This window comes from Acinetobacter sp. 2JN-4, assembly GCF_003687745.1.
Classification (GTDB): domain Bacteria; phylum Pseudomonadota; class Gammaproteobacteria; order Pseudomonadales; family Moraxellaceae; genus Acinetobacter; species Acinetobacter halotolerans.
Genome location: NZ_RDNY01000007.1, coordinates 143,846 through 163,700, shown reverse-complemented (window position 1 = coordinate 163,700; position 19,855 = coordinate 143,846). Strand labels below are relative to the sequence as shown.

The 19,855-nt window shown below is 39.7% G+C and carries 18 protein-coding genes; 7 read left to right on the top strand and 11 right to left on the bottom strand.

Annotation, left to right across the window (positions count from 1 at the left end; genetic code table 11):
* Positions 1-2: 2 nt before the first annotated feature.
* Positions 3-1,787 carry an ABC transporter substrate-binding protein gene (locus EAH57_RS11405; protein ID WP_121930193.1) on the bottom strand — a complete coding sequence of 595 codons (1,785 nt, stop codon included), beginning with the start codon at positions 1,785-1,787 and terminating at the stop codon, positions 3-5.
* 657 nt (positions 1,788-2,444) lie between these two features.
* Here EAH57_RS11405 and EAH57_RS11400 point away from each other — a divergent pair.
* From EAH57_RS11400 to EAH57_RS11380, 5 genes are all read left to right on the top strand, one after another.
* Positions 2,445-5,126, top strand: coding sequence for a TonB-dependent receptor (locus EAH57_RS11400; protein ID WP_171407444.1), 2,682 nt, complete (start codon positions 2,445-2,447; stop codon positions 5,124-5,126).
* Between the two features lie 149 nt (positions 5,127-5,275).
* Positions 5,276-5,983: an energy transducer TonB gene (locus EAH57_RS11395; RefSeq protein ID WP_121930158.1), complete on the top strand. Its 708-nt coding sequence runs from the start codon at positions 5,276-5,278 to the stop codon at positions 5,981-5,983.
* 40 nt (positions 5,984-6,023) lie between these two features.
* A complete protein-coding gene (locus tag EAH57_RS11390; RefSeq protein WP_121930157.1) occupies positions 6,024-6,899 on the top strand; it encodes a MotA/TolQ/ExbB proton channel family protein in 876 nt (291 codons plus the stop codon).
* An 11-nt stretch (positions 6,900-6,910) separates the two neighbouring features.
* Positions 6,911-7,336: an ExbD/TolR family protein gene (locus EAH57_RS11385; RefSeq protein ID WP_004669976.1), complete on the top strand. Its 426-nt coding sequence runs from the start codon at positions 6,911-6,913 to the stop codon at positions 7,334-7,336.
* A 21-nt stretch (positions 7,337-7,357) separates the two neighbouring features.
* Positions 7,358-7,777 (top strand): ExbD/TolR family protein, encoded by a 420-nt coding sequence (locus EAH57_RS11380; RefSeq protein WP_121930156.1) that lies wholly within the window; start codon positions 7,358-7,360, stop codon positions 7,775-7,777.
* A 73-nt stretch (positions 7,778-7,850) separates the two neighbouring features.
* Here the strand turns inward: EAH57_RS11380 and EAH57_RS11375 are convergent, their stop codons facing one another.
* The 7 genes from EAH57_RS11375 to EAH57_RS11345 form a co-directional block, all read right to left on the bottom strand.
* Positions 7,851-8,522, bottom strand: a complete 672-nt coding sequence (locus EAH57_RS11375; protein ID WP_121930155.1) for a hypothetical protein — start codon at positions 8,520-8,522, stop codon at positions 7,851-7,853.
* 305 nt (positions 8,523-8,827) lie between these two features.
* Positions 8,828-9,472, bottom strand: coding sequence for a dethiobiotin synthase (bioD, locus tag EAH57_RS11370; RefSeq protein WP_121930154.1), 645 nt, complete (start codon positions 9,470-9,472; stop codon positions 8,828-8,830).
* Positions 9,469-10,257 (bottom strand): malonyl-ACP O-methyltransferase BioC, encoded by a 789-nt coding sequence (gene bioC / locus EAH57_RS11365; protein ID WP_121930153.1) that lies wholly within the window; start codon positions 10,255-10,257, stop codon positions 9,469-9,471. The genes bioD and bioC overlap by 4 nt, the downstream gene beginning before the upstream one ends.
* On the bottom strand, positions 10,254-11,408 hold the full coding sequence (locus tag EAH57_RS11360) for an 8-amino-7-oxononanoate synthase (RefSeq protein ID WP_121930152.1): 1,155 nt from the start codon (positions 11,406-11,408) through the stop codon (positions 10,254-10,256). Before EAH57_RS11360 ends, bioC begins: the two co-directional genes overlap by 4 nt.
* Positions 11,395-12,690: an adenosylmethionine--8-amino-7-oxononanoate transaminase gene (gene bioA, locus EAH57_RS11355; protein WP_121930151.1), complete on the bottom strand. Its 1,296-nt coding sequence runs from the start codon at positions 12,688-12,690 to the stop codon at positions 11,395-11,397. The genes EAH57_RS11360 and bioA overlap by 14 nt, the downstream gene beginning before the upstream one ends.
* A gap of 284 nt (positions 12,691-12,974) precedes the next feature.
* Complete coding sequence (locus EAH57_RS11350) at positions 12,975-13,709, bottom strand: hydrolase (RefSeq protein WP_121930150.1); 735 nt, start codon at positions 13,707-13,709, stop codon at positions 12,975-12,977.
* A 34-nt stretch (positions 13,710-13,743) separates the two neighbouring features.
* Positions 13,744-14,067, bottom strand: coding sequence for a DUF6176 family protein (locus EAH57_RS11345; protein WP_121930149.1), 324 nt, complete (start codon positions 14,065-14,067; stop codon positions 13,744-13,746).
* A gap of 132 nt (positions 14,068-14,199) precedes the next feature.
* Between EAH57_RS11345 and EAH57_RS11340 the strand changes: the two genes are divergently transcribed.
* The gene (locus EAH57_RS11340; protein ID WP_171407452.1) at positions 14,200-14,775 is read left to right on the top strand and encodes a peroxiredoxin; all 576 of its coding nucleotides are present in this window, start codon (positions 14,200-14,202) and stop codon (positions 14,773-14,775) included.
* A 51-nt stretch (positions 14,776-14,826) separates the two neighbouring features.
* Here EAH57_RS11340 and ftn read toward each other — a convergent pair whose 3' ends face one another.
* Positions 14,827-15,291: a heteropolymeric bacterioferritin subunit Ftn gene (gene ftn / locus EAH57_RS11335; protein WP_004669950.1), complete on the bottom strand. Its 465-nt coding sequence runs from the start codon at positions 15,289-15,291 to the stop codon at positions 14,827-14,829.
* 353 nt (positions 15,292-15,644) lie between these two features.
* Between ftn and EAH57_RS11330 the strand changes: the two genes are divergently transcribed.
* Positions 15,645-16,700: an SDR family oxidoreductase gene (locus EAH57_RS11330; protein ID WP_121930147.1), complete on the top strand. Its 1,056-nt coding sequence runs from the start codon at positions 15,645-15,647 to the stop codon at positions 16,698-16,700.
* Positions 16,701-16,742: 42 nt separating this feature from the next.
* Here the strand turns inward: EAH57_RS11330 and ligA are convergent, their stop codons facing one another.
* Both ligA and EAH57_RS11320 read right to left on the bottom strand, forming a co-directional pair.
* Positions 16,743-18,767 carry an NAD-dependent DNA ligase LigA gene (gene ligA, locus EAH57_RS11325; protein ID WP_121930146.1) on the bottom strand — a complete coding sequence of 675 codons (2,025 nt, stop codon included), beginning with the start codon at positions 18,765-18,767 and terminating at the stop codon, positions 16,743-16,745.
* 74 nt (positions 18,768-18,841) lie between these two features.
* A complete protein-coding gene (locus EAH57_RS11320; RefSeq protein WP_121930145.1) occupies positions 18,842-19,855 on the bottom strand; it encodes a cell division protein ZipA C-terminal FtsZ-binding domain-containing protein in 1,014 nt (337 codons plus the stop codon).

Sequence of the window (19,855 nt, the reverse complement as noted above, 5' to 3'; positions counted from 1 at the left end):
ACTTATTTTTGACGCGGTGAAGCAATATCTAGATATTGCCAGTTGGTATTCATGATTGGATGGGCTTTGAAGCCTTGCACATGGGGCTGAATGACCCAGTTTCTTATGCGGGTGTCTTGAAGAATAAAAGGATGATCTGCTTCGATTTGTCGGCTCATTTTTTCATAAAAAGGCATACGCTGTTCTGGTGCGTGCTGCATCACTTGTTTATATAAACGATCATAAGCTGCTGACTGATAACAAGATTGATTCGCGCGTCCAACGTTAGGACCATAAAGTAATTGGGTGAAATTCTCTCCTTCTGGATAATCTGCATGCCATGCACCACCCCAGATCATGTATTGACATTGAGTTGCCGCTTTTAAGTTATCGGCAAAATTACTGACTTTAAATTCTGCTCTGATGCCAATTGCATCTAAATTTTTCTTCCACAACTCAGAGTACATAACTGAAGCTGAGCCACTTTCTGTATTAATTTTTAAAGTTAAAGCATTGCCATTAGGTAGAGTACGATAACCATCCGCATCTTTTTTATATCCAAAATGATCCAGCAGTTTATTAGCGAGAACAGGGTTGTAACCAATGCTGCTACGATAATTCGGGTTATGACCATTTACACCGGCGGGAACCAACATTTCGGCTTTGACTGCCTGCCCCTTTCGTAAAATACGGATGTATTCATCCAAATTAAAAGACATCGCTATAGCACGTCTTAATGCGACTTTATCTAAGCTCTTCCCACCTATGATCGGGTCACGCATATTCAGCATGGTATAAGTGATTTCAGCTTCTTTATTCGGATAAAGGAGAATACCTTGCTGTTTCATCTCAGCTTTTAATTGATTATTTTGATCCAATACTTTGGGCACTGAGCTTGAAGTTAACTTATCAAAATCAAGTTGCTTGGATTTAAAGGCTAACCAACGTGACTGCTCTTCTTCGATAATACTGATGTTCACCTTGCCGATTTGCGGCATCTTTTTGCCAGTCATTTCTTTGACAAGCTGATTATCCCAAGCCGTTCCCGTTGACTTATAATTCCAGACAAAACCACGATAATCAGGATTTGCGACCAACTCTATTTTGCTACGAGGAACATACTTGCTGAGCATATATGGACCTGTACCAACAGGATGCATACCTAGACGATCTTTATAATATTCAACCACTTCACGAGCAACTGCACCAAAAGTGCTATATGCCAAAATATAAGGAAAGTTATAATCAGGTTGTGTCAGTGTGAATTGAATCGTATAACGGTCTAATGCCTTGATTCCCTCAATCGGCGCATCATAATCAAATCGACCAGACTTCTTCGCTTGATCAACCAATACATTTGCACCCACAATTTTATGATCAATAAAAGCAAATGATGAGGAGTGATTTTTAGGATCTAAAATACGTTTAATCGAATAAACATAATCCTCTGCAACCAACTCTCTGCGCTTGCCTTTGAATGCAGGGTCATTGGTAAAATAAATTTCTGGTTTTATTTTAAAAATATAAACTTTGCCATGTTCTTGAATGATTGGCATGCTCTCTGCCGTCGACGGCACAAGCTTTACTGGACTGGCCAAATAATCATATTGGAGTAACCTTTCAAAAATAACATCAGCAACATTCCCACTATAGAAATTGAAAGTTTTAACCATATCAAAACCATCATCGGGGGCTTCAAAAGCAATTCGAAGCACTTTGTCCGCTTGTGCAGGTGTTTTGGCATATCCAATTGAGGCAAATGCAATAATGGTTGAAAACAAAGCAACGCTAGAAAATTTAGACTTCAACTCAGTGCTCACATCGTCGTTTTTCAATAAACGCTAGTCTTTCGAATAGCAGCCAATCACTTAACGATTCGAGCATCTTTGTTTAATTAAATGATATTTCTAATGAAATTTAAAAATTGATTATTTTTTACCATTCATAAAAATAACAAAGATGGAAGAATCATTTCCATGACGGAAAAACCACTGCCAAATTCATGCCACTTTTCAAATAAAATATTTAACAATAATAAAAAAAAATTTAATAAGTAGTCTAAAGATATGGATTTATCGATGTTAATTAAAAGTAATATTATGCAAAGATCATTTTTGATATTAATTTACACCTCAGACAGTATAAAAATACAAATGCATAATTTTAAATAAATAAATAAAAATTCGCACCAAATAAAAGCAACACATAAACATCCTGTTTCATTTTAATGCGATATAAAAAATCATGTTTGTTGTAGAAAAATGACAATAAAAATATTTTTTGTATATTGGTTGTTTTTTAATAATTAGTAAAAATATGAAACGCTTATTAGATAAAACTATAACGCTTTTACACAATTTAATCTAACTAAATTGAGACCTAAAAATAGTATTTGGCACATGTCTTGCTAAAACGATTTTGTTCATTCTTTTAGAGTGACCGTCTATTTAGGGGTTATAAATTCAATGAAAAATACCAATTTCGTTCAATCTAATGCTCTGCCAAAAGCGAGCAAAAGCATACTAAAACTCAGTACCCTGAGCCTCAGTATGTTGTGTTTATCAATGACCCATGCGGCCGAAACAGAGTCACCCACAGATGAAAAAGCGACCAAAGTTGTAAAAGTTGCAGTCACAGGTTCATCGATCAAAGGTGTTGCAGCGCAGAGCGCTTCTCCAATCACGATCGTAAAAGTCGATGAAATTCTGAAGCAAGGGATCACCACCACTGAGGAGGCATTATCTAAAATCACAGCCAACCAATCCAACTTTGTTACAGCCTCTAATGTAGGTGCAAGTAGAACAGAAGGGTCCGCAGCCAACATGCGCGGCTTAGGTGCGAATAAAACTTTAGTGTTATTGAATGGACGACGTCTTGCAGCAAATGCCTATGATAGTGGCATCACAAATTTAAATATCATTCCGCTTGCGATGTTAGATCGGATTGAGGTTTTAAAAGATGGCGCTTCTGCCGTTTATGGAACGGATGCGATCGGTGGGGTGATTAACTTCATTACTAAAAAGCAGTTCAATGGATTGAATTTTAGTACTGACTACCAAAAGCCAGAACAAAAAGGCGGGGAAAAACAAAGCTATTCAATTTTTGGTGGTTTTGGTGATCTTGATGAAAATGGATTTAACGCGTTCGGTGTAATTGATTATCGCCGTGGTGAAGATGTCATGGCAAAAGATCGTAAGGTCAGTCGTCGTGGCGGTGTTTTTCCAGAACTCGGTGTGGACAGAACCAGTAGTGGCTCATTCCCAGCAAATTTATATGATCCTGAATCAGAAGTTTTTGGTAATCCGTATGCAAATATCGGTTGTGGCGATAACCCATTAGTAACAGCCAAAGGTAAAACCTGTCGTTATAACAGTCAAGCAGTCATTGGTATCGTTCCTAAAACAGAAGATATCTCTGTCATGGGACGAGTCACTGCAAAATTAAATGATAATTTTAATGCTATTGGCGAATATGTATATGCACGGAACGAAGTCACCACTTCTGTGGCACCAGATGTATTTTTTGATTTACCTCTAGATCCTTCAAGCAAATATTATCCAGGCAAAGGTATAACTCCAGCAATGGATGGCGTGAATGGTCCATTAGAACTTTATCTTCGCTCTCAAGCGGGTAATCGTGTCAGTAATAGCGTCAATGATTCACATCGTATCTTTGCAGGTATTGAAGGTGATGCTTATGGTTGGGATATCAATACAGGCGTAACCTATGCGCGTAGTAACGCAGCAGATAATGTTATAAATGGATATCTCAATTACGATAAAACATCGGAAGCTTTACTCAATGGCACGCTGAACCCATTTGGACCACAAGCCGCTGAAGATGGAGATGTCTGGAGTAGCTTAGGGGTAAAAGGTAAATATTTAGACGCAAAATTAGACTCAACAACGATCGATTTTACTGCAAGTCGCCCTATTTACACTTTGCCAGCAGGTGATGTAGGTCTTGCGATTGGTGCAAGTTATCGTAAAGATGATTGGCAATCAAAAACCATTTCTGAGATTGCGAGTGTTGCACCAAGTACGGGTGTAGATCCAAATGAACCAATAAATGAAGGTTCTCGAAATATTAAAGCCGTTTTTACAGAACTACACGTCCCATTGCACAAAACTCTAGAAGCACAACTTGCTGCTCGTTATGACGACTATAGTGATTTTGGGAGTACCTTTAATCCTAAGTTCTCCCTACGCTGGGAACCAATTCAACAATTAATGTTCAGAACTAGCTATACCAAAGGCTTTAGAGCACCAACACTCGCAGAAATGCATTCACCGAACTCGTTAACCAATACGCAAGCAACTTACAATGATCCTGTTCTATGCCCGAATGGTGTTCCTGCCGCTGGTGCTCTCCCTGCCCGCGATTGTGGTATGCAGTTTGATCGTCAAGATGGTGGTAACAAAGACTTAGAGCCAGAAAAATCAGATTCGATTACAGCAGGTCTGGTCTTTCAGCCAACCAAAAACCTAGTCTTCACATTAGACTATTTTGATATCAAGGTTAAAAATCAGATTACAGCGATTTCCGAGACGGCTATTTTCGGCGACCCAGAAAAATATGCAGATAAATTTGTCCGCAATGCAGATGGCTCACTCCACCACATCATTACAACCAAGCAAAACTTAGGTGGTATCAAAACTTCAGGATTTGATGTCGGTATGGCGTGGCGCTCCCCTATGACCAGCACAGGTCAGCTCGGTTTTAATATTGATGGTACCTATATAACCGATTACCAATATCAAGAAGACAAAGGAATGCCATGGGTTGGTGTTGCGGGTAGTTATGCTGGTCTGGATTATCAAGCCATTGTTTTACGTTGGAAGCACACCGCGAATCTAGATTGGCGCTATGAAAATTGGGCACTGAACTTACAGCAAAGTTTCTCTAAAGGTTACAAAGATCAAAATTCCAGTGGTCAAAACCATAAAGTCAGTGACTACACCACCTATAACTTATCAGGAACGTATAAAGGCTTTAAAAATTTAGAGCTTACGTTAGGTGTCAAAAATATGTTTGATGAAGCTCCCCCTGCATCAAATGTATTGGATAACTTCCAAATGGGTTATGACCCTCGATACGCAGATGTACTGGGTCGAACTTACTTCGTTCGTAGCACTTTCAAATTTTAATATGCGCATCACTACAGCATGATTTTCAGATGCTGTAGTGATCTACCGTGATCCGCCGATCCAAAACAACATTTATTTGCATCACATAAATCAGAGATTTCATTTTCAAATTTATGTATGGGTCAACGATTACAATTTCAGGAGCAATTATGGGCATACCCTTTGCTGAGAATGAAAATCAATCTGCCAAACGTTTCATCGGTCTTGGTGTGGTTTTATTTCTACATCTCGTGATCGCCTATATTTTAGTAACAAGTTTAACGACTGCAACGATTAAGCCTGTCGAGAAACCTGTCGAACTACTAATTATTCAAGATATTGAACCGCCCCCTCCACCTCCTCCACCAAAACCAGAGGAAAAACCACCTGAACCACCCAAAATGGTAGAGAAAGTGGCAAAAATGCCTGATCCACCTAAACAAGTGGAAAAAGTAACATCTGTTGCCAAACCAACGCCAACGCCACCTGTCCAAAATACAGTTGCGACTCCTACAGCTACGCCTACTGTTGCAGCACCCAGTCCGAGTCCTGTTGCAGCACCGATCGCCGCACCTGCTCCCGCACCAAAACCTGCTGGAATTTCACGTGGGGTATCAGAAGGTAGCGTAGGTTGTAAAAAACCAGACTATCCACGTGAAGCTTTAATGAATGAAGAAGAAGGTACGGTACGGATGCGTGTATTGGTCGATGGTTCAGGCAAGGTAATTGATTCAAAAGTCGCAAAATCTAGCGGTAGCAAAAGCTTAGATAAAGCCGCGATCAAAGCATACAGCTTATGTTCGTTTACACCTGCCATGAAAGACGGTGTTCCCCAACAAGAATGGTACGAAATCGAATACCCATTCACAATTACTTAAACAAATGAATGAATTAAACAAATTTTTTGGAGAATTTGAAATGAATAAAACAGCAAAATATATCGCTCGATTCGCAGCTATTGGTTTAATTTCAACCAGCACTTTACTCCCAATCAGTACAGTGTGGGCTGAAGAAACCGCCCAAACAACGCCTGTAACCACAGTCGTGGCGGATGAAACCACGCAAACGACAGCAACACCTCCTCCACTTCCAGCTACTGAACAAGAAGCTTATAACCCTTATGGTTTAGAAGCACTTTGGCGTGAAGGCGATGTTATTGCCAAAACAACACTATTTATTTTGGTATTGATGTCGATTGGTACGTGGTACATCATCTTTTCTAAGGTATTCCAACAAAGCAAAGTTAAACGTCACGGTATAGAAGCTGAACGTAATTTTTGGGAAGCAGATACGCTCAATAGTGCCAAAGACAGTTTAAATCCCAGCAGTAGTTATCGATATATCGCTGAAAAAGGAATCCACTCTACCAAACACCATGATGGTTCTTTATTAGAAAGAATTGATTTCAACACGTGGGTAACCATTTCGATCCAACGTGCAATTGAAAAAGTACAAAGCCATTTAGGTAATGGTTTGGCATTTCTGGCAACGGTTGGTTCTACAGCACCTTTTGTTGGTTTATTTGGAACAGTTTGGGGAATTTATCACGCACTGACAGCCATCGGTATTTCAGGACAAGCATCGATTGATAAAGTCGCAGGACCAGTTGGTGAAGCCTTGATCATGACTGCAATTGGTCTTGCTGTCGCTGTGCCAGCGGTACTTGGCTATAACTGGCTTACTCGCCGTAATAAAGCGGTGATGGATAATGTCCGCTCATTTGGTTCGGACTTACATGCTGTTTTATTGAGTGGTGAACTAAATGGCAATCACCCAAACCGTGATTCTAAATAAGGAATACGATTATGGGCATGATGATGAATTCTGGCCAAGATGACGATGATGTCATTGGTACGATTAACACAACACCGTTGGTTGATATCATGCTGGTTCTGCTGATTATCTTTTTAATCACTGTTCCAGTTGTCACACACACAGTGCCTGTGAAACTTCCTGAAGAAAAAAATACGCCATATGCCACCACACCTCAAAATATCCAACTTTCAGTCAACAAAACTGGCGATATTTTTTGGAATGAACAAAACGTTGCAGATAAAGAAACATTACTTGCACGTTTGCAAGTTGAGGCGCAAAAGCGCCCTCAACCCGAGGTTCATATCCGTGGCGATCAACTCACGCATTATGAAGCGATTGATCAGGTGATTAGTACCACCCAACAAGCGGGTATCGGCAAAATTGCATTTGTCACTACTCCGCCTAGTTCACCTTAATCAGACGATAAGGAGTTAGTCATGGGTATGAATGTTGGTCCAAAAAGTAGTGAAGATGATGTCATGCTTGACGTCAATATGACGCCATTGATTGATGTCATGCTGGTGTTATTGATCATGTTCATCATCACGATTCCGATCCCAAACAATGCCATTAATATTAATTTACCAAATGGTACGCCTCCACCGCCAACAGATCAAAAACCACCTGAAACCATCAATCTTAGAGTTGATGCACAAGGTCAGATTTTTTGGAATGATCAAACGGTTGCTGATCGTCAGGCATTAAAGGCTTTGTTTGACGCTGTTGCACAAAAAACAGATCAGAATCAAATTAAATTTAAACCTGATCCTCAAGCAGAATATAAAAACATTGCGATGGTCATGGCATTAGCTCAGCAAAGTAATGTCACTAAAATTGGGATCGTGAGTAATAACTAGAAAAAAACACTATAAATTAGGCTTCACAATTCTAAGTTCCTCCTCCGCTAACAAGTGCGCTTGTTAGCTTTTTTTATTTTATTTCGCTAATTACGATTGGAAGAACTGAACTATTTACTTTGTATCCTTTAGGTTTGTCATTACAGGCATCTCCTGTCACCGTTGTTTTCACAACATAAGGCGAATACGGCATTACATTTAAATAACCCGTATTATCTGCCCCCGTAAGACAAGCTTCCATATCTAGTTTTGCATTATAGTGCCCAGCATATGATGACTCCTGTACCTCAGTAATCAACTTAGTATTCCATTGGCTCAAATAAACTAAACTTTTGGTCGATTTAACAGCCCCTTGTCCTGAACCAGCACTTTCTATTTCAACAAGATCAACAGGTTTGCCTTTATAAACAGTTGAATGGATTTTAAATATATTAGATTGACCACCAAACTCTTTTAAAATTTTAGCTTGTTTTAATTTAGGACGAGTTAACACATAACCAGCCCAAAAGTTACGCCCAGCATTGTCAAAACTGACACCTGATAAATAGGCTTCTTCGTCTGAAATTAATTTTACTTTTTCCGTGTGATCAATCTTAATGGCTTGCTGAGGATTAGCATTTGAATCTTGTAAGTTAGTGATCCAACTGATGATGGTTTTATTTGTTGGTACAGCAGCATAGGATGCTGAGACTGGAATCAAAAATCCAAATAAAATGGATAGAACTAATTTATTTTTCTTGTTCATTTTAGGCCTTACTTTTATACAATCGAAACTCTCAAGTGAAATATGATACTCGGAAACGTCATCCACAACCTGCGTGAATTTTGCAATATATTGTTTCTGCGAAATAATAAACACAAAAAACAGAAAGAGAACAGGTTTTGTGGTGAGCTGCGATTATAGCAGCGCAAGATGCCTTTCTTGCGAAGCGTTGCTTCTCATTTGGGCGAAACCAAAGTAGGGCGAACCGCAGGTTTATCCCTAACTTTAGCTTGAACTCGGCGAGACTCCGTGAAGAGCCTCTATTTTGATTCTAATTAAAATTTAAGTTAATTAAACTTTTCCAACTCAATCCATTCTGCATCTGGAAAATGCTTTGCCAAATAAGCCTTTAAATAATCCGCCGTATCTTTAGAAATCAATGGGTCTTTCGATTCATCTTTTAAGTTATACACCAAAGCATACAAACTCAAACCACGCTGTTTTAATGCTTCTAAACTCAACAATGTGTGGTTAATGCTTCCCAAACGTCCAGAAGTCACCAAAATCACAGGAAATTGATGCTGCACAATATAGTCAATGGTTAACAACTCTGTGGTTAATGGCACCATTAAACCACCCGCACCTTCCAATAACACCACATCAAAACGCTGGGCAAGTTCTTTAGTTGCAGCTTCAATCTTGGCAAAATCTAACTCACGCCCATCTAAACGCGTTGCCAAATGCGGTGAAGCGGGATAAGTGAAAATTTCAGGCATGGTCAATTTTTCATGATCTTCCTGAAACCAGCCACTACCCATAATTTCACGGTGTTTTTCGATGTCTTCAGACACATCGATATTGCCTGTTTGCACCAACTTCTGGGTAATAACACGCTGCCCTTGTCCGGTCCAAAGTTTGGCGAGATAACCACTGGCGTAAGTTTTACCAATTTCCGTATCAATACCGCTGACGAAATAAATTGCTGCACTCATACTGTTCTCCGCGCAATTACATACATAGGATGGTAAGTCAGACGAAAACCATGCTCATCATGAAATTGTTGATAATCTAAATAAAACTGTTGTAAGGATTGCTTGGTCCAGCGATGCGATTTTGCGGTCGCGGTCACGCCCGTCGCTTTCAAATGCTGCAAAACTGCTTTAGGGTGATCAAAATACAGATGCTTTTGCTCTTGCTTTATCAATAAAATCTCAAAACCATTTTCTTCTAATTGTTGTTGTAAGGTCTCTAAAGAATAATAATTCAAACCTTGTCCAGTCAATTGCTTGATCTCAATTAAATTCTCTGCCCCAAATGTAGAAAAACAGAAATAACCATTTGATTTTAATGCTATATGAATCCGTTTCAATAATGCAGGTAGATCAGTCATCCATTGCAAAGCTGAACTGGAAATCACGGCATCTAATGATGTTGGTAAGGCAAGTTGTTCAATGTCACCAATCAACCAATTAACTCCAGGTCTCCCATTTATAAAGGGGAGATTTAGAGGGGATTCCACATCAGCAAAATGCTGCTGCACGTCTTCATATAAATCATTTAAAAACAGTTGTTCAACCTGAAAATAGGATTGGAATAAATCGGTTAAATTACCAGAACCACAACCAATCTCAAGTACTGAAGCTAAAAATTCGGGACAATGCTTTTTGAGATATTCAAATAGCTGTTCGCTAATCTGCTTCTGTACCACAGCATGTTCAACATAACTTTGCCCAGCTTTGGCAAAGCGCTGCGCGACCAGTGTTTTATTTAAACTCACAAACACTCCACCAATTGTTCCAATTCAGTTTTTTGCACCAGAGAAGTCAATGAAATGCGTAAGCGTGAACTATTCTGCGGCACAGTCGGCGGACGGACTGGCATGGCATAAAAGCCTTGTTGCTGTATATATTTCGCCTTTTCAATCGCTGCCTGACTTTCGCCGACAATAATCGGAATGATATGACTACTTGATGGACTTGAAAAACCTTTCGTAATCACCGCCGTCTGTAGATACTGACTGATTTCAGCTAAATGTTGACGCTGCTGCTGCATATTTAAAACTTTCTTAAAGATAAAGTCAGACCATGCCATTGAGATTGGTGGTAACGCTGTGCTGAAAATCAAAGGACGCATTTTATTGATGAGGTAATCACGGATAATTGGATCACAGATAATATAACCTCCCACAGAGGCGATCGCCTTACCGAAGGTTCCGACTAGAAAATCAACCTGATCCAGTACCCTATATTGCTCAGCACAACCTAATCCTTGCTCACCTCTCACACCTATGGCATGAGCTTCATCGACATATAGCATGGTTTTAGCAAAGCGTTGTTTTAACTGAGCCAATGCAGCTAAATCGGTTTCATCACCATCCATACTAAAAATACTTTCAGTCACCACAATAATACGTTCAACTTGCTCATCTTGTTGATACTTTTGCAATAACTGTTCCAGATGTTGCAAATCATTATGACGATAACGCACATACTGAGCGTTGGATAGTCTAATACCATCAATCATACTGGCATGAACCAGTTTATCCGCCAAAATCATAGTTTTGCTATCACATAAGGCAGGCAAAATACCGATATTCATGTGATAGCCACTATTAAAAAGTAAGGCAGCTCGACCAAAAACTTTGCTTAGGCTATTTTCAAATTGCTCATATTCTGCAAAATTACCTGTAAGTAAACGCGAAGAAGATGAACTAAACAATGCCCGTTCTATTTTCAAAGTATCGAGAAATTCCTCTCTCAAACTTAAATCTGCTGCCAAACCCAAATAGTCATTGGAGGCTAGATTCAGCATGGTTCGATCTTGGATCGTAATCCATCTTCCTTGCTGTTGATTCGAGGTAAATTGACGAAAATTGCCCTGCTGTTTGAGCTGGTCAAGCTGCTCTGCATAGTGATCAAGCAAGGACATTCGCATTTGCTCCTTGCATATTTTTCACTACTTCACTCATCTGTACTAATAAGTAATTTAGTTCATCATCAGTGATGACATATGGTGGCATCACATAGACCAACTTTCCAAAAGGTCGCACCCAAATGCCACGCTCAACAAACTGTTGTTGTAAGCTTTTCATGTCGACACTAGAGGTTAATTCAACCACCCCAATCGCACCCAGAATACGCACGTCAGCAACGTGGTCAAGCTGTGCTAAATCTGTTAATTGTTCAGCAAGAATCTTTTCTATACGCTGAATATTGCTCTGCCAATCTTGTTCAACCAATAATTGAGTACTTCTTAGAGCAACTGCACATGCCAAAGGATTTGCCATAAAAGTTGGACCATGCATAAACACGCCAGCTTCACCACGGCTTATGGTTTCAGCCACCTCTTTAGTGGTTAAGGTCGCAGATAAAGTCATGTAGCCGCCAGTTAAACCTTTACCAATACACATGATGTCTGGTTCAACTTGCGCATGTTCCCAAGCAAACATTTTGCCCGTACGACCAAAACCTGTTGCGATTTCATCAAAGATCAACAATAAATTGTACTTCTCACACAAAATCTTGGCTTGGCGCAAATATTCAGGATGGTAAAACCGCATCCCCCCTGCACCCTGCACAATCGGTTCAATAATCAAGGCAGCTATACTATGATGATGCTGTTCAATTTGCTGTTTGAGTTCTTGAATATCTTGTGGATTCCACTCACCATCAAAACGACTTTGCGGTGCAGGCACAAAAATTCGGTTCGGTAAACTACTACCAAATATCTGATGCATCCCCGTGACAGGATCACAGACCGACATCGCATTCCAAGTATCACCATGATAGCCAGAGCGCGTGGTAATAAAATTGGTTTTCGCAGGTTGATTCAACGCAGTCCAGTACTGAACCGCCATTTTTAAAGCCACTTCAACGGACACCGAACCTGAATCTGCATAGAAGATTTTATCTAAACTCGGCGGGGTAATCTTTAAAAGTAATTTGCCTAACTCAATCGCTGGTTCATGGGTAAAACCACCAAACATGATATGCGCCATATTTTGCAATTGATCAGTAATGGCTTTGTTGAGTTCAGAATGGTTATAACCGTGAATCGCACACCACCATGAAGACATACCGTCAATCAAAGTTCGACCATCTTCTAATTCAATTGTCGCACCGTAGGCACGTTTCACTTTAAAAGTTGGCAGTGGATTTAACATCGAGGTATAGGGATGCCATATATGTTCTAAATCAAATAAATCGGTCATCCGTTACTCCTTTTACCACTTTAAAATTTCAATTAGTTTTGGCATAGCGCAAGACAAACGAAGTGCGTAGTTCACGCTTAAGTAAAGCATTCGCTTTGCCGTACCTCAGGTTTTGCCTACTTTTCCCGAAATGAGAAACACCGTTTCGTAAGGTAGGTCGCCGAGGGCATATCCTAAAAATGAATGAGAACTCGGCACGATTCCGTTAGGCCTATAAAATAAACATTATCTTAAACCTGTCAAAATCTAAAATACATTGCGAGAAATTTCATTTCTCAACAAGATTAAACCGTCTGTTTAAGAAAATCCTCAATTATTTGCACAGTTTCTTTCACCATAAAACATGGGAAACCATGTGATGCACTACCAACCGAAACAATAGACTGATTCTTTGCAGCCAAATTACGGATATTCTGCATAACTTGGTAAGGAACCAACGCATCATGATCTGCAAACACGTGTAACTGAGCACCTTGATAATTTTTATAGATATTGACCAGATTTAACTGCTCCAACAATTGTAACCCATGCTTAAGTAATGCAATCGGTTGTGGCTGAATCAATTTTTGCATTGCCAAAAAATCTTTTTTCGCAGAACTTGCACCTTGACATACCAGTAGCCCGAACCGTTTTAAGGTGGTAATCGCATCTTGCTCAAATGACTGCTTAAACTGAATAAAGGTCTCGACTGGCATCGCCGTCATCCAATTTTCTTGGGCGACAAAACACGGATTTGAAGCTAGCGTAATTAAAACCTTTTGCTCTGTATATTGCTGCTGGATCAAATTGACCAACAATGTTGCAAGTTCACCGCCTAAAGACCATCCCACAATCACATCATATTTTCGTGCAAGTTCAACATGCTGTTCTAAGACACCGTCATCAAAAGCATTAAAAATATTGATTCGCTCAACCTGATGTCCTTGTTGTGCTAAAGCATCATATAAAGGTTTTAATAATTCAACGCCACCGCCCCATCCTGTGATGAGTAAAATCTTGTGCTTCACCTTATGACCCAATTATGCAAACTTTCAAAATTATAACCTGTTTTTTCTAATCATTATTTTCCAAATCAACCAATAATGTCGTAGGAATGACACGTTCCCAATTTTGTTTAAACTGTTTATGAACTTTATCAATTTCGAAAGGGCTGTTGCGTGCGACTTGTTGAGCATGTGCAATATCATTTGCACGCATATAGGCAAGTAGATAATTATTTCCATCAAGTTCAAGATGGAACCAAGATTCTATTTTCACACCTTCAGCTTGGAGTGTTTGAATGGCTTCATCTTTTCGTTGTTCAATTTCTATTTTCCAAGCATCGACATTTGCTAGCGTGTCTTGCTTCAATTTAATTAACACTGCACCGACATCCACTCTATTTTCCTTTTAGTTATACTTCATTTAAATTCAACTATATAAAACAATCAAAAGCCCTGTAAAGAATTTACTCACACATCAAATTTTTAAATTTGCTAAAGTAAGCGTCTACCACACTTTGAGATCAAGATAATGGCTACGATAAAATCCAAAGTTCTTATTCTATGTAGTTCTCTTATTTTACTTAGCGCACCAAGTTTAAGTAGCGCACAAAACACCTTATTTTCTAAGCAAAATACCGCCCAAAAAGAATGGGTCGGACAATCTGCGCCTGATTTCAAGCTACAAGATCAAAATGGCAAATGGCATACCTTAAGCCAATATAAAGGCAAATGGGTGGTACTCTATTTCTACCCTAAAGATAACACCGCAGGCTGTACTGAGGAAGCCAACCAATTTAAATCACTCTATCCACAATTTTTAAAATCGAATGCAGTTGTATTAGGCGTCAGTTTAGATGATGTTGCTTCGCATCAAAAGTTCTCTGAAAAGTTAGGCTTACCCTTCCCAATTTTGGCGGATGAAAAAGGCACGCTCGCCAGTAAATTTGGCATCGTCAGAAATTTAGGCATAACCAAAATCGCGAAACGAGAAAGTTTTCTCATCGATCCACAAGGCGCAATTCTGTATCACTATACCAGTGTGAATACACAGACCCATGCGGATCAAGTCTTGAAAGATTTAAATACTGCTCAAAAGAAATAAATTACCCAAAAAAAACTCAGCCATAAAGCTGAGTTTTTTAATTTATAAATTTTACATTTGTGATTGAATATAATTCTGTAAACCAATCAATTCAATTAAACGCAATTGCTTTTCTAACCAATAAGTATGATCTTCTTCTGTATCAGAAAGCTGCTGGCGCAACATATCACGACTAATATAATCGCCTTTTTCTTCACAGAGCTTAATACCAACCGCAAGTTTTTCGCGAACATGATATTCAAGCGCTAAATCTGCTTTTAAACAGCTCACAACATCTGTACCCACATTGATGTCTTCGCGGTTCATATTCGGTTTTGCTTCCAAAAACAATACACGACGAATGATTGCATCGGCGTGAGAAGCTTCTTCCTGCATCTCATGATCAATGCGCTCATAAATCTTGCTCAAACCCCAATCTTCATACATTCTTGAATGAATTAAATATTGATCACGAGCAGCCAATTCACCGCCAATGAGCATATTTAAATAGTCGATGACTTCTGGATTGCCACGCATAATACTTACTCCTTTCGAATACATTTATTATGAGCAACTTAGAGTTTAATTGCAAAATTATAATTGTGTAAGTTTATGATTTTTATAAAATTAAAATGAGAAACATACGCATTTACAGTTCTAATTAACCCAATTTATTGAAATAAAATAAGCCTTTGCAGTAGATAAACTCTTTTAGCTCACCATGAATTTACTAAAAATGGCATATTTTGTTTTTTGTAACGATTGGCAATGCTTCTTATTCACTCCCTGAATTGATCAAAAAAGCTAAAAAAAAAGCATTCAACAGTTGTATGTTCACATAAAACTGGTTAAATAGAATCATTTACAAAAACACAATTTGGATATATAAAATGGATAAAAGTAAACCAATCTTGGTCACTGGGGCGACGGGCTATATTGCTGGTTGGATTATTGAGCGCCTCCTAAATCAAGGATATACCGTTCATGCAACTGTTCGTGATCCATCAAAAAAGAATAAAATTCAACATCTTTATAATCTTGCTGAGAAGTCATCTGGACAAATTCACTTCTTTAAAGCTGACCTACTTCAGTTGGGTGCATTTGATGAATCAATGAAAGGCTGTGAAGTGGTCATTCATACTGCCTCTCCTTTTGTTGTAACCAACTACAAAGATGCGGTCAAAGATATTATTGAACCTGCGGTGATTGGAACAGAAAACGTATTGGAAAGCGTAAACCGCACTGAATCGGTAAAACGTGTGGTTCTTACTTCAAGCATTGCATCGACCTATGGCGATGCTGTCGAAATTCTCAATACATCAAATAATGAGTTTGATGAAAGTCACTGGAACAATACCAGTAATGAAAAACACCAACCTTACCCTTATTCAAAAGTCGCAGCAGAACGTAAAGCTTGGGAAATGGCTGAACAGCAAAATCGCTGGGATTTGGTTTGTATTAACCCAGCGCTGGTCATGGGTCCTTCATTAACCGCAAATACTCAATCAGGCAGTGTTGAAGTCTTACAGCAATTTGCCAATGGTATGACCTTGCTTGGTGTACCACCGATGTGGAATGGAATCGTTGATGTTCGTGATGTCGCAGATGCGCACGTTCAAGCTGCAACCAATACTAATGCGAAAGGACGTTATATTATTAGCGGCGGCACTTTAAGTTTATTGGAAATGGGAAAAATCTTACGTCAGAATTTTGGCAATAAATTTCCATTCCCGAGAAATCAACTGCCTAAATCTGCGTTTAAATTATTCGGTCCACTAGCAGGATTTTCCAAATCATTTGTCGAACTAAATATGGGCTATCCAATTTATTTTAATGCGCAAAAAAGTCAGCAAGAGCTTGGGATTCAGTACAGAAATATCGAATCAAGTGTTGTTGAACACTTTCAACAACTACTAGATGATGGTGTGGTGCGAAAATATATTTAAGATAATGCTGTAGGCAGCGACGGTAATCGCTGCCTACAATTTTTACGAATACTGCGCCAAGAATTCCAAAAACTCTTGTTCATTCAAAACGCTAATTTCCAGTTTCTGCGCTTTCTCCAACTTACTACCTGCTTTTTCACCAGCAACCACACATTTAGTTTTACTCGACACACTACCACTCACACGAGCACCCAAGGCTTGAAGCTTTTGAGTTGCCTCATCACGCCCCATCGTTTCTAGCGTACCAGTCACCACCCAACTTTCCCCATTTAACGGTTGGCGTGTTGGTGCTGTTGGTGCATCCCAGTGAATCCCCGCAGCCAATAAACGGTCTAAAACTTCTAGATTGTGCGTCGCTTGGAAAAAGTCTGCAATCCACTCAGCAGTGATATCACCAACATCAGGTGTTTTCTTTAATGCTTCAACATCGGCTTGTTTTAAAGCTTCAAGTGTTTGAAACGTATTGGCAAGCATCCGTGCTGTCGTTTCACCGACACCACGAATTCCTAATGCATAAATAAAACGCGCTAATGTGGTTTTCTTACTGGCTTCAATCGCATCAATCAGATTCTGGACAGACTTCTCGCCCATTTTTTCAATAGTCAGTAACGTCGCCCGATGTTCGTGCAGGTGATAAATATCAGCAACGTCTTTCAACAAATCAAGGTGTAAAAGTGACTCCACCCATCGATCACCCAAGCCTTCAATGTCTAAAGCTTTACGAGATACAAAATGACGGATCGCTTCAATACGTTGCGCAGCACAATACAAACCGCCTGAACAACGTGCTAATGCCTCTCCTTCTGGCATCACTACGGGTGAATCACATACTGGACAATTCGTAGGGAGATGTACTATCTCTGCATCGGCAGGTCGGAATTCAGCCCAGACTTTCTCTACTTTAGGAATCACATCACCACTGCGATACACGCTGACCGTATCTCCAATGCGCACATCCAAGCGATGAATTTCACCAATATTATGCAAAGTTACGTTGGATACCATTACCCCACCAACATTCACGGGGCTAAGCCTTGCAACAGGAGTCAATGTGCCAGTACGACCCACTTGCCAATCAATATTTTCAACTTTAGTGAGTGCAGCTTGGGCAGGAAATTTATAAGCCGTTGCCCAACGTGGTTCGCGACTGAGGAATCCGAGTTGCTGTTGCTGTTTAAGACTATCAACCTTCACCACCATGCCATCAATTTCAACTTTTAAATCTGGACGCTCTTGCTGAATCTGTTCATAGCGTTGCTGTACTTCATCAATCGAAGCACAGAGAAATTGTCGCTCTGCGATTTCAAATCCAAATTTAGTCAACCAATGTAAACTATCATGCATGGTCGGCAAGTTATGATGTGGCTCGCATTGCGCGATTCCATAGGCATAGAAGGCCAATGGACGCGATGCAGCGATATTTGGATCTAGCTGTCTCAAGCTTCCTGCTGCGGCATTACGCGGATTGGCAAAAGTTTTATGACCTTTCGCTTCTTGGTCTGCATTGAGCTTTTCAAAGCCTTGCTTTGGCATCAGGACTTCGCCACGCACTTCTAAAAATTGCGGAATCGCTTGATACTGACTGGATAATACTTTTGGTAAATTACGAATAGTTTTAACGTTTTGAGTGATATCTTCACCCGTCTCCCCATCGCCACGGGTCACGCCTCGAACCAGTACCCCCTGTTCATACCACAATGAAATCGCCAAACCATCCAGTTTTAATTCCACGTCATATTGGACTTTTTGATTTGGTAAACGCTCATCAATACGGCGGGCAAAAGCAAACAAATCTTCTTGATTAAAGACATTACCCAAAGACAACATCGGAACTTTATGTGTGACGCTTTCAAATTTAGAAAGTGCTTGCCCACCGACTTTATTGGTTGGCGTATCTGCCTGAACAAGCTCAGGGTGTTGTTGTTCTAAAGCTTTAAGTTGATGAAATAAATGGTCATATTCACTATCTGAAATGGATGGCTGATCCATGACATAGTACGCATGATTGTGTTTTGCAATGAGTTGAATCAATTGACGCATTTGCTCAATCACTGAATTTTGTTCCATTTGTTTTTCACCATATAAAAGGGCGGAAAAACCGCCCTATAAAACATTTCACTGAATTTATTATAAAAGATTAATCATGTTGCTGCTTGATTTGGACGATAATCAATCACATGATGACGCCAATGTTCTTTCAGCTGCGGCGTGAACTCCAGATTATTTTCGTCATAGACTTTGCCATCCACTTCACGTGCAATTAAGCCCGCAATACTGGTCATCATGTCATAACCTGTGACTGCCTTGCTATTTGGCAATGCCAAGAAAAATGCCAAACCTTGCACTTGTTCAGTCGACAAGGTTTCCAAATCAAAACCAGCAGGACCATGATCCGTAATACGCAATACAGAGAACATCAATACACTTGGTTCATCGGTATTTTCATAACGATGGAAGCACGACATCTCACCAAAACGTAGACCATATTTAAGTAAAACTTTTAATGCCTTATCACCAGATAATGCACGGCGTGGATTTGGATAAACATTAAGGGCGATAATCTGTTCAGCCGTTGCTAATGCACTTTCATCATCATAACGTTGCTGTTCATGCAAATGTACGTCCAAAATATTACTCTCGCCTTCGAAGTCAGCGATTTCTACAGTCTCGATATTTGGATTTAAGCTCAGTTCTGATTCAAGTTTGGTTTCCCCATCCTTTTCCATCGCCTCGGTTTCTGCTGATGCGACTGGCTCTACTTCTACAATTTTTTCCAATTGCGGCTCAGGTGTTTCAGGCTCTCGAATGGGATCAACATCAACCTGTACCTTTGGCTCAACCGTTTCTATATCAGCAACTACAGTGGTTTTTTCTTCAACTTCAACCAATTCCACAGGTTTCACAACTTGCGATTCAAGTTCAGTCGATTCAACCTTTAAACTTGGTTCAACGCGGTCTGTCTCAATCTTCACCTGATCGTGTTGTAATTGATCACGCACATGACGTGGAATGACAGGCTGATTACTTTCAGGGTTAATATGCAAATCTGTTTCTAATGAAGGCTCAACTGGTTTTGGTTTTCTTAAAATCATGGTTAGGCCAACGAGCATAATCACAACGGCGATAACAATGCCTATTATTGTATTCATTTCCAT

Bases quoted from the DNA above. Each gene is read 5' to 3' on its own strand.
- EAH57_RS11390 (WP_121930157.1), top strand. From the start codon at position 6,024: ATGAATAAAACAGCAAAATATATCGCTCGATTCGCAGCTATTGGTTTA.
- EAH57_RS11330 (WP_121930147.1), top strand. From the start codon at position 15,645: ATGGATAAAAGTAAACCAATCTTGGTCACTGGGGCGACGGGCTATATT.
- EAH57_RS11400 (WP_171407444.1), top strand. From the start codon at position 2,445: ATGAAAAATACCAATTTCGTTCAATCTAATGCTCTGCCAAAAGCGAGC.
- EAH57_RS11385 (WP_004669976.1), top strand. From the start codon at position 6,911: ATGGGCATGATGATGAATTCTGGCCAAGATGACGATGATGTCATTGGT.
- EAH57_RS11380 (WP_121930156.1), top strand. From the start codon at position 7,358: ATGGGTATGAATGTTGGTCCAAAAAGTAGTGAAGATGATGTCATGCTT.
- EAH57_RS11395 (WP_121930158.1), top strand. From the start codon at position 5,276: ATGGGCATACCCTTTGCTGAGAATGAAAATCAATCTGCCAAACGTTTC.
- EAH57_RS11360 (WP_121930152.1), bottom strand. From the start codon at position 11,408: ATGTCCTTGCTTGATCACTATGCAGAGCAGCTTGACCAGCTCAAACAG.
- bioD (WP_121930154.1), bottom strand. From the start codon at position 9,472: ATGAGTGCAGCAATTTATTTCGTCAGCGGTATTGATACGGAAATTGGT.
- EAH57_RS11320 (WP_121930145.1), bottom strand. From the start codon at position 19,855: ATGGAAATGAATACAATAATAGGCATTGTTATCGCCGTTGTGATTATG.
- ftn (WP_004669950.1), bottom strand. From the start codon at position 15,291: ATGCGTGGCAATCCAGAAGTCATCGACTATTTAAATATGCTCATTGGC.
- bioA (WP_121930151.1), bottom strand. From the start codon at position 12,690: ATGACCGATTTATTTGATTTAGAACATATATGGCATCCCTATACCTCG.
- ligA (WP_121930146.1), bottom strand. From the start codon at position 18,767: ATGGAACAAAATTCAGTGATTGAGCAAATGCGTCAATTGATTCAACTC.
- EAH57_RS11375 (WP_121930155.1), bottom strand. From the start codon at position 8,522: ATGAACAAGAAAAATAAATTAGTTCTATCCATTTTATTTGGATTTTTG.